This is a genomic window from Shewanella sp. MR-4 (assembly GCF_000014685.1).
Classification (GTDB): domain Bacteria; phylum Pseudomonadota; class Gammaproteobacteria; order Enterobacterales; family Shewanellaceae; genus Shewanella.
In genome coordinates, this window is sequence record NC_008321.1 from 1514774 (window position 1) to 1531221 (window position 16448).

Consider the following 16448-nt stretch of genomic DNA (forward strand, 5'->3'; position numbering starts at 1 on the left):
ATTAGTTAATCTGTCGTCCTTACTTTTCACGATACAAACGGTTTATTTCGCCATCGTTTAACCGTTTTGATCGCCGTTTGGTGAACCCGTTGTATTGTTGATTTCAGTTTATAGTGATGCGTAAGGATGATTAATGGGCGATGAATTTTTAATCGCAGCCTTAGTTTATGTGATTGCGTGTTTAGGGTTAGTCCTTTATCTCCAAAAACAATTGAGTAAGTTGCGCAGTAAAGTTGAAGCGTTAACCGTGCTGGTCAAAGAAGGCGATCGCCAACGCGAGTCCTTTAAACGGGAGTTGCAGGAGCTTCGCAGCGGTACTATCGGTATGGGGCGACGTGTTATTGAGCTTGAGAAGCGCTTACATCAACAATCCGAGCGTATCGAAGAGTCGACGCAGCAGGATCCTCAAGCCAAACTCTATACCCGAGCGATGAAAATGGTCGCGTTAGGGGCTGGCGTGGACGAACTGATTAAAGAGTGTGAGTTACCTAAAGCTGAGGCTGAGCTGTTAATTCGCCTTCATCGAAAATAGGCTGACAAAATCGCATAGTTCTTATTCTTAGGCTTTCTCTACAATTTTCTTGTGCATGTTATTCCACTGCTCGGGAAATTTGCCATCCAACATGTACACAAAAGCAATCAGTTCTGCGATCAGCAGGTACAGTTCTTTCGGAATTTCCTCACCTAATTCGAGCAATCTTAAAAAATTACTCAGGTGGGGATCTTGATGAATATAAACGCCTGACGCTTTTGCTAGCGCAATAATTTCATCTGCAACTAATCCTTCCCCCGAAGCCACAACTTTAGGAGCATGTTTACCATCGTAGCCTAAGGCGACGGCTTGCTGGGTTTTAGGTTCTTCATCCATCATTCGTTCTCGATTCTATGCGCGTGTTTTCACTAAAAAATGATCGCCAGGGAGTAGGGTCGCCGGTACTTGTGCTATTTGCGTGGAAAGCTCGCCGGGAGTAAAGCCTAACTGGGATAATTTTTGGCCTAGGGGGGCTAAAAAATTATCGACGCGATTGAGCAGTTGTTGGCTATTACCTTTAAATTGAATATCTAACACTTGCTGATGAAAGCGTGCCGAAATCAGCAGCGGCCCCTGTGCAAGATTAAACTTCAACTGCAAATGCCAACCTTTATACTTTTGCTGTTCATCGTCATTGGCATCTCGTTCAAATTTACCCTCAAGCTGTTCATGCCGCTGGTTGATGCCATAGGGCAGGGCAAAAAACCACACCAGATTGCCGTTGTTCTCGCCGCTGGCTTGCTGGTAGAGGTGTAAGCTTGAAGCCAATTGCCCCATGCTCTCGAGTCCCCCGGCTTTACTCAATTGTCCAAGCAGATTGGTCGATAAGCCCGTTTTAGCCTGGAGTATCTCTAAATAATCCGCCAGTTTTTGACTGATGCTATTGTTGGCATTATTGGCCCTGAATCCCAGTAATAATTGAAACAGCGAGGTAATCGCATTGGCATTCATCAAAACCGTCGCTGGATTAGGTTGTGGAGCGGCAAGGTTTAAGGCTGAAAGCCCGAACATCGTTTCTTTAAGCTCCCCAGGGTCACTCAATTGTCCTAATGTTGGCGGGCTCAAATGAGGTAAATGCTTTAATAACTCTGCCGCGAGATTTGCTCCACCACGCGCGAGCATTTGCTCTAGCGGTAATGCGCCTGCCTTGGTAAAGGCTTTTTGTAATACCTCATTGACACTGATAGTCGATTCGCTGGCTTTGTTGGTTTTCTCTGTTAATTGCGCCTCAGCGGCCAGAGGTTTGAGATTTAAGGGGAGTTCATTACTACTCAAGGCCGATTTTGCCAAGGTGCTTGATGCCGCCTCTGACTTCATCGCATTCGTCGGTAGCATTGCCGATGCCGTGTTGCGGATATTCTCATCGCGAGTTGGCAGAGTGTTGGAGGCGACATTTTTAGCCTCAGTGAGATTTATCTCCAAAGAGGGGGCTTTTTGTTGAGTCTTTGCCATCTCTTGGGGTTGAATTTCAGGAATTAACTTTTGATTTACAGTAGTCAACTTAGGTTCAGTATTCGCTTGTAGACTGGTTTGAATACTAAGCGCCGATGCATTGTTTTTGCTGGTTGGATTATCTGTTGCCGAAGAGGTCGTCACCCCCACAGCCGCTTTGTTATCTGGTGCCACTTGGGCTTGAATACGAGGTTTTGACGTATTTAATAATTCAGCTTGAGGTGTCAGTCCCTCAAGTTTTCGCAAAAATGTGGCAATTACCTGAACCGGTTCAGTTTTAGAGATCACCACATTGGCTGCTTGTTTATCAATAATGGGAAGCTGAGTTTCATTTATTGGCGCGCCAATTTGGATTTCGAGTTTGCTCAGTATTGGGGTCAAGACTAAAATAGGCCGGCCTTGAGAGAGGCTGATATTCGCTTGAAATTCTCCTGCGCTGAGTCGAGTACCAGGATCCTGTGGCACCACTGTCCCGTTCGCAAATTGAAATTCTTTCGTTGTAACAGTGACATTGGGTAGTGGATACCCTTGTGGCCTAGCTGCTAGGGAATAGAGCTTATCTAAGGAAATGCCATTTTGCTGTGCAAGTTGTGCAATCGCGTCGGGCAATTTAAGGGTAAGAGTTGCGCCTAGGGTCAATAATTGCGCGTTAGGTACAGTCGCATTCACAGTGGTATTGGCTTGTGGAGCGATTTGATTCACTAAAAAATGGCTTGCCACAATGAGTGCTTGTCTTTGCTGTGCATTAACAAGCTTTAAATTATATTCTGTACCGTTTAGAATAATACTATCGCCCTCGGGAGAGATCTGCACTTCAGCAGGAATAGGGCGCGAGCTAACGCTTGCAGCATCGATTGAGGCCGCTGAAGTGATTAATTGCGCATTGGCTGTATTAATTAGAGGAATAGACTCCATGTTAGGCCCTTGTTGGTGTATCTAACGGCACGCTATTTTGAAAAATTAACAATTGACCAAAATGTTTTGCCAAGTATGCTTATGCGCTTTGTAAAAACAACGACAGTTTCTCTGTCATACTAGAGTATGCCACTCAGATGAATGATCTTTTATCGTCACTTGTCCATGGTCACTTTAGCAAAACTCGATATCTAAGCAGTACATTTATTTAAGAGAGCAATATGAAGTTGAAATGGCTAGGGGTACTTTTAGGATTTGCACTACTGCCTAAGGTGTATGGGGCAGAAGCGACAGTGCCCGATACTACTCCAAAGGAAACGGCTTCAGCAGTAAAGATTACTTACGATGATCCTCGAGATCCCCTTGAGGGATTCAACCGTGCAATGTGGGACTTTAACTATCTGTATTTAGATAGATATATTTATCGTCCGATCGCCCATGGATACAACGATTATCTGCCATTGCCCGCAAAAACGGGGATAAATAACTTCGTACAGAATTTGGAAGAGCCCAGTAGTCTCGTTAACAATGCCTTACAGGGTAAATGGGGTTGGGCGGCCAATGCCGGCGGACGTTTTACGGTCAATACGACAATCGGCTTGCTCGGAGTGTTCGATGTGGCTGATATGATGGGGATGCCACGTAAGCAAGATGAATTTAACGAAGTTTTAGGTTACTACGGTGTGCCGAATGGGCCGTATTTTATGGCGCCTTTTGCCGGTCCTTACGTAGTGCGAGAACTCGCATCGGATTGGGTTGATGGTCTATACTTTCCACTATCTGAGCTAACAGTGTGGCAATCCATTGTTAAATGGGGACTTAAGAGTCTTCATGCGAGAGCGTCAGCGATTGACCAAGAAAGGCTTGTTGATAATGCGCTCGATCCCTATACCTTCGTGAAAGATGCGTACTTACAACACATGGACTATAAAGTCTATGATGGCAATGTTCCTCAAAAACAAGAAGATGATGAGTTGCTCGATCAGTACATGCAGGAACTTGAGTAAGCTTATGCGCTGTACTTGGTTGTAAAACTTTTTTGCAACCAAGCCCTTGCCGTATTGAATGATTCTTCCGATGTCATGATTGAGTTATTGCTGTCGCAATGAATGTTATTCGGGAATCTTTATGGCGTTAAGTGATGTTTCTATTCTTTTGGTCGAAGACGACCCAGTCTTTAGGCAAATCGTCGCCACTTTTTTAAGTGGCCGCGGTGCCGAAGTGGTACAGGCCTGTGATGGTGAGCAAGGGCTGTCCATTTTTAAGCAACAGCGTTTCGATATCATACTTGCCGATCTCAGCATGCCAAAGCTTGGTGGCCTCGATATGCTCAAAGAAATGAGTAAATTAGAGCCATTGGTGCCTTCAATTGTGATCTCGGGTAATAACGTTATGGCGGATGTGGTAGAAGCCCTTCGCGTTGGAGCCTGCGATTATCTCGTCAAACCTGTTCCAGACTTATTTATCATTGAGCAAGCCATTAAACAGGGATTGCAACGTAACCATTCGGACAACATCACTCAAGCCGAGTTTGATGCTTTATCAAACCAAGAACTCAAGGACAACTTGGTTCTGTTAGAACAAAGCGTTGAAGCGGCAAAACAAGTTCAGCAACAACTTTTTCCGGCTTCCAACATTAGCTACCCAGCGGCAAAAGTCGATTACAGTCTGTTTAAGAGTAGTGATATCAGTAGTTACTTTATTGATTCCACCATGGTGGGGAGTGATTATCTCATCATGTATATGGCTCACCTTTATCCTGAAGATAACAGGGCGGCCTTTGCCTGTGTATTACTGCGTAGCTTTGTGAACCAGAAGCTTAAGAGCTACCGCAGTGGTCAAAGCAAGACCATTATCGAGCCATTCAATATGTTAAGTTATTTGAACGAGCGTTTAGTTAAGTCTGGTCTCGATATTACCGTGGATATTATTTACGTCGCCATCGAGTTAACCCGTTACCGTGCTGCGATTGCGCAAGCAGGGAAGGGGCTGAGATGCTATTTGCGTAATGACGAGGGGTTAAGCCCATTGGCGCTTTCAGATAGCTTACAATTAGGCATGTTGGATTGGGGCAAGCCTAGCATTCAGTTTCGGACTATATTGCCGCAGGAGCAGCTCTGTATTGCGACCAGTGAACCCGAACATAAACAGCAGCTATTAGAAAACCAATTCAAAGGGCTCGTTTATGATCCGCTGCTTCCTGCGGGTGGTTTTTTGCAATTGAGCTTATAAAAGGCGGCTTGGTTACTTTATGCATATCGATGAAAACGAATGTGAATGTTTACGATGATTTAAAATCGAGTGTTAATCTGATATTTAATCGGAATTAAGCTCAATATCTTGTTTTATCATCATAAGCTATAAATAAAAAACGCTGCCATGGCAGCGTTTTTTTATTGATTGAACCTAAAGCAGATTAACGTTTAATCGCTTCATGCTCACCGGTTACAGCAATTTCATCTTCTAACGCTTCGGCTTCGTTGTGATGCTTGCTTTCTGCGCCATGCATCCAATCGACTAATTTGTCCGCCATAAAGTATAAGATCACACCGGAAAGTGCAGCTGTAATGGCGATACCGGAGAAGATCGCCATCGCATTAGCGAGCTGCTCCTCTTTTTCGCCGCCATGGCCGATAAATGAACCAACCACGCCACCAATTTTGTTCGCTGCAGCAACGAAAAGGAACCAAGAACCCATCATTAACGAAGCGATACGCAGTGGGGCTAACTTAGTGACCATAGATAAACCGATTGGTGATAAGCAAAGTTCACCCATGGTATGGAAGAAATAAGCACCGACTAACCACCACATGCTTGATTTAGCAGAAGCATCACCGCCCATTTCAACCACGGCACCGATCATAAATAGGAAACCTACGGCTAACAGCACTAGGCCCAAAGCAAACTTCACAGGTGAGTTAGGTTCATTCTTACCGAGTCGTACCCAAATAGAGGCTACAACAGGTGCGAAAATCACGATAAACATCGCGTTTAATGATTGGAACCAAGTGGTAGGTACTTCCCAAGTACCGATCATACGGTCGGTAAAGTCGTTAGTGAACAGGTTCATCAGGCCGCCAGCTTGCTCAAAGCCTGCCCAGAAGATGATAGTGAATAGACCCATCACCATGATGACTTTAATACGATCACGCTCAACTTTAGTAAGAGGTTCTTTACGTACTTCGCCTTTTTCAGCAGCTTTTTCACGCTCAAGTTTAGCGGCTGGAGTTCTACCAATATTACCGAGTAATTTTTGTGCAAACAGAAGTTGGATGATTAACGACAGGATCATACCAATGCCCGCACAGATAAAGCCGGCTTGGAAGTTACCATCATAAGCTGCGACAACAGAGCCTACGATAATACCGGAGAGGAAAGCACCAACGTTGATACCCATGTAGAAAATGGTGAAAGCACCATCACGGCGATGGTCGCCTTCTTCGTATAGGTCACCCACCATAGTGGAAATATTGGGTTTAAATAGACCGTTACCTAGGATTAAAGTGCCTAAGCCGACATAGAATACTTCAGTTTCCATACCTGGTACCCACGCATGAGGAGTACCAAGAATAAATTGACCTGCGGCCATTAACGTACCGCCAATCATGATGGCGCGGCGTTGACCTAAAAAGGTGTCAGCTAACCAACCGCCGAGTAAAGGCGTTAAGTAAACCAGACCTGTAAATGTTCCGTAGAGCGAAATCGCATCGGCTTGCGACCATCCTAAACCGTGCCCCCCTTCACTCTGAACTTTATCGACTAAATACAGCACCAGAATGGCGCGCATTGCATAATAACTAAAACGTTCCCAAAGTTCGGTTGTAAAAAGTAGGAATAGGCCCTTGGGATGACCAAGCATCGTCCCCTGTGGTTTTGCTACGCTCATGAAGTTTCCACCTTAAGCTCGTGATTGCCTGTGGCGCCCCTGTTACAGGATGATGTCACCACAGAAAAATGGTTGTTGCTCTTCTCATTTATCCGCTAAGAATTCATTGATTAACCCAGGCTTTACGGCAAGAGTAACTTGTTGAATTTCTACGGCTTACGTATGAGTTATTGTTACGTTGTTATAATAAAAGTAATATTTTTAGCGTTAAATGGAATAATTTCGCTAAAATCCCATCTTATATACCCTTTAAAAGCAACTAAAGTCAATTTTGGCTTGCTAACTGGTGAGATTATCTGCAACTTAGCATAGATGTGGGTTAATGCTGATTTTACTAATATATCCAGCCTTGCTCAGATACCGAGCGATGGCTCTATTGAGTCAAAAAACTGCTTCCATCCATCTTCACAACTTTGCTATGATTGCCAGCCGTGAATGGACATCACTTAACATAGGGTAGTGAGATTAGTAGATGAAGGCATGGTACCTTTTGTATTGTAAACCTCGTAGTGAAGCGAGGGCACAACAGAACTTAGCACTTCAAAATTTAGAAACATACTTACCGATGGTTTCTGAAGAAAAATCTCAACGCGGGCAGAAGCGGATCTGTCGTGTACCTCTATTCCCAAATTATCTGTTCATCAATTTCGACCCAAGCCAAACCAGTGTTAAGCAGGTCAACTCTACTCGCGGCGTGAGCCGAATCGTCAATTGTCAGGAAAAAATGACGCCTATAGACGATCGTATTATTCACGCTATTCGCATGAAAGAATTAACGCCTTCCCAAGCGGTTTTAGACCACGAACTAGAACTAAAAACCGGGGAAAAAATTCGCTTTAAAGATGGGCCATTTATTGATTTAGAAGGCATTTTTCAAGAAAAATGCCCAAACAAACGTTGCCAAGTTTTATTTAATATCATGGGGCAAATCAAAACCTTAACAGTTCCAATGCAATCTGTTGAGCGCGTGTGATTTATTAACTATTTCACTTTGCTGGTTTAGGATTTTAACCTAGAGACGTGTAAGAAATTTGCTATAAGTTGAGTTTATAAAATTTAAACAAGATTAGGGTTAAAATAAAAATTTTGTTTTTAATCAATATTTTGCTGGCTATTTTTGAATTTACGTTGTTTGTTAAAAGAAAAAGTGCATAAAAAGCAACCAGGCAAGGTGTCGTAGCCATTAATTAAACAAACTGCGTAGTGGTTTAGCAGTACAATCTGCCACTGCTTAAGCCGCTAGAACTTAGTTTTTACAATAAACGTTTTATTTGATTTTATGCTGTAGCAAGTTCTGACCTTAGGTTTCTAACAGGCATTATTTCTCTGTTATTCGAAGACCGAAAGCATGAACCTGGTACTTAAATCTTAAGTCTCAACATGGGTAAGTGATAAAGTTCGATCTACCTTGAGATATAGCTTTAACCTATTAAAAAATCTAATTTTTCGCAATGCGAAGGGCAATATAGAGGCCGCAATCTATGGGCGGTAGCGTGTCCGAATGACATCGAATGAATGGTTTTATTCGCTCAGCGGATGCCAAAGGGGTCGATAGCGTGTCAGGTTTCGATGAACGATATCCATGCGCTGTTGTTTGGATGGTCTTCGGCCTCTAGGGCACAATCCAAAGCGCCGCTCTGTAAAGCTCGCAAGTTAGCTTTAGAGCCTAGACCTTAGAAGTACAATCTTCTCGCAGGGCAAAGCCCGATCAGCTTTTAAAGTTTTTAATGTTTTCCATCATCTTTACCCAATCGGAGATATCTGGTGTTACAACAATTCAAAAAATACATCAAAGCGGTTCCCAAAACCGCAATATTAGTTGGCATCACTGCCACGATATTGATGGGCACACAGGCGCAAGCTATTACGCCCTCTCCGCAGATGATAGAGCAATTCAAACAACTACCTAAGTCAGAGCAAGAACGTTTAGCTCGCCAATACGGTATTGATCCGTCAATGATCACGGGGGCCTCAACTACTGCTACTGCTGTTGAAAACCCAACTGTAGTTACGCCACGAACGGAAACTGGTAATAACGTCATCGATCAATCTGAGGACGATAAACTTAACCAGGCAACCAAAACGGAAGCTAAGGTTGAAGCGATTGAAAGCAAAAAAGAAGATCAGCTAAAACGCTTTGGCTATGACTTATTTGCTGGTTCTCCAAGTACGTTTGCTCCCGTTTCTGATGTACCAGTGCCTGCTGAATACATGATGGGCCCCGGTGATACCTTAAATGTGCAGTTTTTTGGTAAAGAAAATAATCAGTTCACATTAACCGTCGGCCGTGATGGCGCGGTTCAATTTCCTAACTTGGGGCCTATTTCACTAGTAGGCTTAACCTTTGCTGAAACACGCGAGTTATTACAGCAAAAGATCAGCCAAAGCATGATAGGTATTGAGTCCAATATCACTATGGGTGAGTTGCGTTCAATCCGGATTTTTGTTGCCGGTGACGCTTACAAGCCAGGCTCCTATACTGTATCGAGTTTATCCACTATTACCCAAGCCTTGTTTATCTCGGGTGGTGTGAACGAAATTGGTAGCTTGCGGGATATCCAATTAAAGCGCTCTGGTAAAACTATTGGCCGTTTAGACTTGTATGATTTATTGCTTCGTGGCGATGCTTCGGGTGATATGCGATTACAATCCGGTGATGTGGTCTTTGTTCCATCTACAGGGGGCACTGTGAGTGTCATTGGCGAAGTGCGTCGCCCTGCCATTTACGAGCTTAAAAATAACGAAACCATGGCCGATGTGATTAATATGGCCAGTGGCTTAAACCCAGGTGCTTATCCTAAAGCCAGTACCATCGAACGTTATAGTCGTGAAGCGGTAAAAACCGTAGTAAGCGTAGATTTAACCGAAAACTCAGGCTTAAGTACGTTAGCTAAAAATGGCGACTTGCTTAATGTGCGCTCAGCTTCAAGCCGTATTGATAATGCTATTACGGTCTCTGGTGCAGTAATCCGCCCTGGTAAATATCAATGGACAAATGGTTTAACGGTTGCCGATTTATTGCCTTCTATTTGGGGGGATTTAACCATCTCGGCAGACTTGGATTACAGCTTGTTGGTAAGAGAAATCAACCAACGTGGCGATATCGAAGTCGAGCGTATTAACCTCGGGCGCGCAATTGGTGAACCAAAATCACATTATAATCTTGCGCTAAAGCCACGTGATTCAGTCATCGTATTTGACTATGCCGATCGTGAGGAGCTGCTTAAGCCCATTATTAAAAAGTTAAAAGAGCAAAGCCGTTTTGGTGATGCAGCGAAGCTAGTTAATATCAATGGTAATGTGCGTTTTCCTGGCCAGTATCCAATAACGGTTAATGCCGATGTTAAAGATTTACTCATTGCTGCAGGCGGGCTAGAAGAAGGTGCATATACCTTATCTGCAGAGCTGACTCGCCAACAAGTGTCTGAGCAAAACGGTGTCACAGTAGAACATGTGCAACTTAGTTTAGACCGCGTTATGCAAAATGATCCGGCGGCCAATATCAAACTGCAAAGCCGTGACATCTTAACCGTACGTACGTTGCCAGACTGGCAAGAAACTCGCTGGGTCACCATTAAAGGTGAAGTCAAATTCCCCGGTACTTACAGTATCCAGCGCGGCGAAACCTTAAAACAAGTGCTTGCTCGTGCAGGGGGGATGACGAGTGATGCTGCACCACGCAGTGCAGTCTTTTTGCGCAAATCTATTCAAGAGAAAGAACAGCAAGAGCTTGCTAAGCTTGCCGATGAATTGCGCCGCGAGATTGCCGCAAAGGCCTTGACCAAAGACACGCCTACCGTTGGTTATAACGACGCACAAATGATGTTAAATCAGTTGGAAAACGTTAAAACGGTTGGTCGTTTGGTTGTCGATATCAATGCGATTGAATTAGGCATCGAAAGTGCCGATTTAATGCTAGAAGATGCAGATGCACTCTACATTCCGCCTGCTAACCAAACGGTATCTGTTATGGGCCAGGTGCAACATCCAAGCACTCATCGCTTTAAATCAGGTTTAACCTATGAACAGTATCTAGCGTTATCCGGTGGGGCACGTAAACGCGCTGACGAATCACGCACTTATATATTAAAAGCCGATGGTTCGGTACAAATGCCTGAGTCTTCATTATGGTTTACTGGCGGCAGCTCAATGGAACCTGGTGACACCATCGTTGTACCATTAGATACCGAATACAAAGATAATCTAACGTTGTGGACTCAAGTAACGAGCATTATCTACAACACCGCCGTCGCAGTATCCGCAATATCGGGGATATAGGAGATAGAACGCCACTGCGTGGCTCTAGAATCTAGAAGTCGCGTAGCGACGTGCTCTTTCTAGCAGGGCGCAGCCCGCTCTGGTTTTTCTAGAAGTCGTGCTCTGCTTTTCCTCGATTCTCGCGACTGAAAGGAGCCCTAATGCGATTCGAACAACTGGATGTTTGGAAAAGAGCTTCGAGATTATCTTGTCAAATATATCAAGTGACAGAATTAGTAAGTAATTGGGGTTTTAAAGATCAAATAACCCGTTCAGGATTATCTGTCCCTTCAAATATTGCTGAGGGTGAAGAGCGTGAAACACTAAAAGATCAAATTCGCTTTTTGTACTATGCCAAAGGCTCTCTAGGAGAGCTAGTCACCCAACTTTATATAGGTATTGAAGTTGGATATTTGGCAAAGGAACCCGCGTTACTTATGGTTCAAGAAGCAAAAGAATTAGCCAAAATCTTAGGTGCAATTATCAAACAAAAGCAAAGTAAGAGTAAAAGCTAAGAAGAACGCAGCAAAGAGCACTGCTCTACAACGGCTTTCGGCCTCTAGAACGCCACTACGTGGCTTTAGAATCTAGAAGTCGCGAAGCGACGCTCTGCTCTTTCTATAAGGGCGCAGCCCGCTCTGCTTTAAGCTTTTGCCTTTATAGAAGCGCAGCGCTCTCGCCGCGCAGCGTACTAGAATCTAGAATCTGAAGAACCAATGAACACACAAATCACTAAAAATCCAAACACATACCAATCCGACGCCAGATTTCCTCAAGTGCAAGACGACGAAATCGATCTTCGTGAGCTTTTTGCCGTCATCTGGCAAGGCAAATGGCTCATAATTGCCATAACAGCTGTTTTTGCTATTGCCTCTGTCGCCTTTGCTATTTTGCAACCCAATATTTATAAATCCGAAGCTTTACTAGCACCAGCATCAGAGGAGCAGGGCGGTGGCTTAAGTGCCTTGGCGTCTCAGTTTGGTGGTTTAGCGAGCCTTGCTGGAGTAAATCTTGGTGCTAAAGGTGGTACTGATAAAACCCAGCTTGCGATTGAAGTATTAAAATCCCGCCAATTTACCAGTGAGTTTATTCAAAAGCACAATATACTTGCCGATTTAATGGCCGCAAAAAAATGGGATAGAGATAGCGATAAACTTATCTATGATGAAGACGATTATGTAGAGACGACCAATACTTGGGTGCGAGAAGTGAAAGCGCCATTTAAACCTGAGCCATCAATGCAAGAGGCCTATAAAGAATTCAGTAAAATTATTGCTGTTAATAAAGATAAAGAGACTGCAATGGTGACTATTTCGGTAGAGCACTTATCCCCAACAGTTGCACAGCAATGGGTCACTTGGTTAATTCAAGATATCAATAAAGTCATGAAGGATCGAGATGTAGCTGAAGCGCACCGCAGCACTGAGTTTTTAAATAAGCAAATAGCTTTAACCAATGTCGCCGATATCAAAACCGTACTTTACAAATTGATTGAAGAACAGGCAAAAACCATCATGTTTGCCGAAGTGCGTGATGAATATGTATTCAAAACTATCGATCCCGCTTTAGCCCCTGAAGAAAAGGCCAAACCTAAACGCGCATTAATTTGCGTATTAGGTACCATGCTCGGCGGTATGTTAGGGGTGATGTTAGTGCTGGTAAGGCATTTTATGAGAAAAGAGGGAAATCCATTACTTAATTAAGACTTAGTATGTTCTTTTGTTTTAAGGGCCTATTGGACAGTTTGAAGAAAAACACTAAAACATAGGCTTTATGTGGGATGGCGAACAGACAGCTGTCTCAAAATGGATGAAAAGTGTCTCAGTCTGGTTTGTAAAGCTGAGATGGAAAAGTTAAAACGCTCATTATTTATCACTCAAATATAGCCATTTTATATAGTTAAACTCATCGGATTTGGTAGTAAAAATGAAAATTCTAGTTACAGGTGGAGCAGGTTTTATTGGCTCTGCAGTGGTTCGTCATATTATCAGCAATACTCAAGATAGCGTAATTAACCTTGATAAACTGACATATGCAGGCAATTTAGAATCGCTTGTAAGCGTTGAGGCTAGTGAGCGTTATGCATTTGAGCAAGTCGATATTTGTGACCGTGCTGAGCTGGATAGAGTCTTTTCACAATATAAACCTGATGCAGTAATGCATTTGGCGGCAGAGTCACATGTTGACCGTTCAATTACCGGTCCGGCTGATTTTATTCAAACGAATATAGTAGGGACTTACACACTACTCGAAGCTGCTCGCCATTACTGGATGCAACTTGATGCTGAACGCAAAGTAGCATTTCGCTTTCACCATATCTCAACGGATGAAGTGTATGGTGATTTGCCACATCCTGATGAACAAGAAGGCCAAGTGGTCAATCAAGAGCTGCCTTTATTTACCGAGACCACGCCTTATGCACCAAGCAGCCCTTATTCTGCCTCTAAAGCTTCCAGTGACCATTTAGTTCGCGCTTGGCTGCGTACCTATGGCTTACCAACGATTGTAACCAACTGCTCAAATAACTACGGTCCTTATCATTTTCCAGAAAAGTTGATCCCGCTGGTTATCCTCAATGCCCTTGAAGGCAAGCAATTACCCATTTACGGCAAAGGCGACCAGATCCGTGATTGGCTGTATGTTGAAGACCATGCTCGTGCGCTATACAAAGTGGTTACAGAAGGTCAAATTGGCGAAACTTACAATATCGGCGGACATAACGAGAAACAAAATTTAGAAGTAGTGCAGACTATTTGCACTATTCTTGATGCTCTCGTTCCAAAGGCAAGTTCGTATGCAGAGCAAATAACTTATGTAACTGATAGACCTGGCCACGATCGCCGTTATGCCATTGATGCTTCTAAAATCAGCAATGAGCTAAATTGGCAACCACAAGAAACCTTTGAAACTGGCCTGTGTAAAACAGTTGAATGGTATTTAGCAAATCAAGAATGGTGTCAGCATGTTCAAGATGGCACCTATCAGCGAGAGCGTTTAGGCATTTAATCTCTTTAACAACTTTATTTTAAAGTCCTAGTTTTTACCTAGGGCCTATTTACCTAGGAACTTGATTTAAATGAAAGGAATTATTTTAGCTGGCGGCTCAGGCACACGACTGTATCCCATTACTATGGGCGTATCAAAGCAGTTACTACCAGTTTACGACAAACCTATGATTTACTACCCTCTTTCGGTGTTAATGCTCGCGGGTATTAAGGATATTTTGATTATCACTACCCCAGAAGATTGCGATAGCTTCAAGCGTCTTCTCGGTGACGGATCTCAATTTGGTATTAAGCTCGAATATGCTCTCCAGCCAAGCCCCGATGGTTTAGCACAAGCATTTATTATTGGCGAAGAGTTTATTGGTAATTCGAGTGTGTGCTTGGTTCTTGGCGATAATATTTTTTATGGTCAGGGTTTTAGTGCCAAGCTGAAAAAAGCTGTCGAGAAGGCTCAGACTGGAGAAGCTGCGACTGTTTTTGGTTACCAAGTTAAAGATCCTGAACGTTTTGGTGTTGTAGAATTTGACCAAAACCAAAAAGCCATTTCTATTGAGGAAAAACCTGTAAATCCTAAAAGTCACTATGCAGTCACTGGACTCTATTTTTATCCTAATAATGTTGTTGAGATGGCAAAGCGAGTTAAGCCATCTGAGCGTGGTGAACTTGAAATAACAACTTTAAATGACATGTACCTTAACCAGGGGTATTTGCATGTTGAAATGTTGGGACGCGGTTTTGCTTGGTTGGATACAGGTACCCATGAAAGCTTGTTAGAAGCAGCACAGTTTGTTGAAACGTTAGAAAAACGCCAAGGTTATAAAATCGCCTGTTTAGAAGAGATTGCTTATTTGCAGCATTGGCTAACTGAAGAGCAGTTAATGGCGCGCGGCGAGTTGATGAGCAAAAACAGTTATGGCCAATATCTGTTAACCTTAGCTAAACCCTAATCGCTATGATCGATCTTGCGAGTAAAACTAAAAAAGGTCTGCAATGGAGCGCCTTGGAACGATTTTTAACCCAAGGTATTCAACTCGCAATTACCTTATATTTGGCAAGATTATTAGGGCCAACTGCTTTTGGCTTAGTGGGCATGCTGGCAGTGTTCATTGCCATTGCTAATGTATTTGTCGATAGTGGTTTTACTTCGGCGTTAATTCGTAAAACAGATCGCACAGAAAGTGACTTAGTAACCGCCTTTTATTACAACATTGTCATGGCGGGTTTGTGCTACTTTGCTTTGTATATCAGCGCGCCTTTGGTTGCCGATTTTTATCAACAAGCCGAGCTGCAAACCCTGCTGCGGATATTGGGCTTAGTTGTGCTGATCAACGCATTTACGTTAATTCCGCGCGTTAAGCTTAATGTGGTGATGGATTTTAAAACCCAAGCCAAAATATCGGTACTCAGTGTGCTGATCAGTGGGTCAGCAGCGATAATATTAGCAACTAACGGCTATGGCGTATGGGCGTTGGTGACGCAAACCTTGCTCAATGCCAGCTGTGCTACCTTTTTATTCAATCTGTTTGCTCCTTGGTTACCGCGTGGCCGCATTACTAAGCACGCTTTTAATTATCTGTTTGGTTATGGTAGTAAATTGTTGTTATCTGGCTTATTGGATGTTATCTACAACAATCTGTATCAAATCATTATTGGCAAAAAATTTAGCCCTGCCGTGGTGGGGCAATTTACTCAAGCCAATCAATTAGCCAGTGTGCCTGTGTCGACGCTTACGGGCATCATTCAGCGCGTTACTTTCCCGCTGTTTAGCCAGTTACAAGACGATCCAGATAAAATGGCAAACGCCTATCGCCAAACCTTAAAATTGTCGGCGCTAGTGATCTTCCCGTTGATTGTTGCGTTAGGGTTGATTGCCAAGCCGTTGTTTACCAGCCTATTAGGCGAGCAGTGGCAGGGGGCCGCAGCGCTGCTTAGTGTGCTGTGTTTGGGCTATATGTTATACCCGATCCATTCTATTAATTTGAATTTGTTGCAAGTCACTGGCCGCAGTGATCTGTTTTTAAAGCTTGAGGTGATGAAAAAAGTTATTGGCGTGACTGTGCTGCTGTTGAGCATTCCTTATGGTGTGCTGGCGATGTGCCTCGGTTTTACCCTGACTTCCTATTTAGCTTTGCTACTTAACACCTATTACACAGCTAAGTTAACGCATTTAAGCCAATGGCAACAATGTAAAGATATTTTACCTATTTGGCTTGCGGTGATTTTTGCTGCTGCCGTTGGATATGGCGCCGGTTTATATTTTCTACAATCCTGGTTGCAAATAGCGGTTAACTTGAGCGTAGCCTTATTGATGTATGGCATGTATTTAGTATTGGCACAAAAGCCACTGCTGTTGCAACTGCGCAGTATCTTGCGCCGCTAGTGGTTTAATTATTTTACTTTG

At 43.4% G+C, this 16448-nt stretch carries 13 protein-coding genes; 10 read left to right on the plus strand and 3 right to left on the minus strand.

Going from position 1 to position 16448, the window contains the following annotated elements; translation table 11 throughout:
• Window positions 1-133 precede the first annotated feature (133 nt).
• A complete protein-coding gene (locus SHEWMR4_RS06850; protein ID WP_011622093.1) occupies window positions 134-532 on the plus strand; it encodes a DUF2802 domain-containing protein in 399 nt (132 codons plus the stop codon).
• Between the two features lie 27 nt (window positions 533-559).
• Here SHEWMR4_RS06850 and SHEWMR4_RS06855 read toward each other — a convergent pair whose 3' ends face one another.
• Together SHEWMR4_RS06855 and SHEWMR4_RS06860 are read right to left on the minus strand one after the other, a co-directional pair.
• On the minus strand, window positions 560-871 hold the full coding sequence (locus SHEWMR4_RS06855; RefSeq protein ID WP_011622094.1) for an EscU/YscU/HrcU family type III secretion system export apparatus switch protein: 312 nt from the start codon (window positions 869-871) through the stop codon (window positions 560-562).
• A gap of 12 nt (window positions 872-883) precedes the next feature.
• Window positions 884-2899 (minus strand): flagellar hook-length control protein FliK, encoded by a 2016-nt coding sequence (locus SHEWMR4_RS06860; protein WP_011622095.1) that lies wholly within the window; start codon window positions 2897-2899, stop codon window positions 884-886.
• Between the two features lie 221 nt (window positions 2900-3120).
• On the opposite strand from SHEWMR4_RS06860, the gene SHEWMR4_RS06865 reads away from it, so the two are divergent.
• Together SHEWMR4_RS06865 and SHEWMR4_RS06870 are read left to right on the plus strand one after the other, a co-directional pair.
• Window positions 3121-3906, plus strand: a complete 786-nt coding sequence (locus SHEWMR4_RS06865) for a VacJ family lipoprotein (RefSeq protein ID WP_011622096.1) — start codon at window positions 3121-3123, stop codon at window positions 3904-3906.
• Between the two features lie 121 nt (window positions 3907-4027).
• Window positions 4028-5131: a response regulator gene (locus tag SHEWMR4_RS06870; RefSeq protein WP_011622097.1), complete on the plus strand. Its 1104-nt coding sequence runs from the start codon at window positions 4028-4030 to the stop codon at window positions 5129-5131.
• A gap of 184 nt (window positions 5132-5315) precedes the next feature.
• On the opposite strand, the gene SHEWMR4_RS06875 is transcribed toward SHEWMR4_RS06870, so the two are convergent.
• The gene (locus SHEWMR4_RS06875; RefSeq protein ID WP_011622098.1) at window positions 5316-6785 is read right to left on the minus strand and encodes a peptide MFS transporter; all 1470 of its coding nucleotides are present in this window, start codon (window positions 6783-6785) and stop codon (window positions 5316-5318) included.
• Window positions 6786-7257: 472 nt separating this feature from the next.
• Here SHEWMR4_RS06875 and rfaH point away from each other — a divergent pair, with 472 nt between their 5' ends.
• From rfaH to SHEWMR4_RS06910, 7 genes are all read left to right on the plus strand, one after another.
• Entirely contained in the window at window positions 7258-7758 is a 501-nt protein-coding gene (gene rfaH, locus SHEWMR4_RS06880; RefSeq protein WP_011622099.1) for a transcription/translation regulatory transformer protein RfaH, read from the plus strand.
• 791 nt (window positions 7759-8549) lie between these two features.
• Window positions 8550-11063: an SLBB domain-containing protein gene (locus tag SHEWMR4_RS06885; protein WP_011622100.1), complete on the plus strand. Its 2514-nt coding sequence runs from the start codon at window positions 8550-8552 to the stop codon at window positions 11061-11063.
• Between the two features lie 140 nt (window positions 11064-11203).
• Entirely contained in the window at window positions 11204-11557 is a 354-nt protein-coding gene (locus SHEWMR4_RS06890) for a four helix bundle protein (protein ID WP_011622101.1), read from the plus strand.
• 201 nt (window positions 11558-11758) lie between these two features.
• A complete protein-coding gene (locus tag SHEWMR4_RS06895) occupies window positions 11759-12745 on the plus strand; it encodes a Wzz/FepE/Etk N-terminal domain-containing protein (RefSeq protein ID WP_011622102.1) in 987 nt (328 codons plus the stop codon).
• Between the two features lie 223 nt (window positions 12746-12968).
• Entirely contained in the window at window positions 12969-14048 is a 1080-nt protein-coding gene (gene rfbB, locus SHEWMR4_RS06900) for a dTDP-glucose 4,6-dehydratase (RefSeq protein ID WP_011622103.1), read from the plus strand.
• A gap of 70 nt (window positions 14049-14118) precedes the next feature.
• Window positions 14119-14994, plus strand: coding sequence for a glucose-1-phosphate thymidylyltransferase RfbA (rfbA, locus tag SHEWMR4_RS06905; RefSeq protein ID WP_011622104.1), 876 nt, complete (start codon window positions 14119-14121; stop codon window positions 14992-14994).
• 5 nt (window positions 14995-14999) lie between these two features.
• Window positions 15000-16427, plus strand: a complete 1428-nt coding sequence (locus SHEWMR4_RS06910) for a lipopolysaccharide biosynthesis protein (protein ID WP_011622105.1) — start codon at window positions 15000-15002, stop codon at window positions 16425-16427.
• Window positions 16428-16448 lie beyond the last annotated feature (21 nt).

Bases quoted from the DNA above. Each gene is read 5' to 3' on its own strand.
- SHEWMR4_RS06850 (WP_011622093.1), top strand. From the start codon at position 134: ATGGGCGATGAATTTTTAATCGCAGCCTTAGTTTATGTGATTGCGTGT.
- SHEWMR4_RS06855 (WP_011622094.1), bottom strand. From the start codon at position 871: ATGATGGATGAAGAACCTAAAACCCAGCAAGCCGTCGCCTTAGGCTAC.
- SHEWMR4_RS06860 (WP_011622095.1), bottom strand. From the start codon at position 2,899: ATGGAGTCTATTCCTCTAATTAATACAGCCAATGCGCAATTAATCACT.
- SHEWMR4_RS06865 (WP_011622096.1), top strand. From the start codon at position 3,121: ATGAAGTTGAAATGGCTAGGGGTACTTTTAGGATTTGCACTACTGCCT.
- SHEWMR4_RS06870 (WP_011622097.1), top strand. From the start codon at position 4,028: ATGGCGTTAAGTGATGTTTCTATTCTTTTGGTCGAAGACGACCCAGTC.
- SHEWMR4_RS06875 (WP_011622098.1), bottom strand. From the start codon at position 6,785: ATGAGCGTAGCAAAACCACAGGGGACGATGCTTGGTCATCCCAAGGGC.
- rfaH (WP_011622099.1), top strand. From the start codon at position 7,258: ATGAAGGCATGGTACCTTTTGTATTGTAAACCTCGTAGTGAAGCGAGG.
- SHEWMR4_RS06890 (WP_011622101.1), top strand. From the start codon at position 11,204: ATGCGATTCGAACAACTGGATGTTTGGAAAAGAGCTTCGAGATTATCT.
- SHEWMR4_RS06895 (WP_011622102.1), top strand. From the start codon at position 11,759: ATGAACACACAAATCACTAAAAATCCAAACACATACCAATCCGACGCC.
- rfbB (WP_011622103.1), top strand. From the start codon at position 12,969: ATGAAAATTCTAGTTACAGGTGGAGCAGGTTTTATTGGCTCTGCAGTG.
- rfbA (WP_011622104.1), top strand. From the start codon at position 14,119: ATGAAAGGAATTATTTTAGCTGGCGGCTCAGGCACACGACTGTATCCC.
- SHEWMR4_RS06910 (WP_011622105.1), top strand. From the start codon at position 15,000: ATGATCGATCTTGCGAGTAAAACTAAAAAAGGTCTGCAATGGAGCGCC.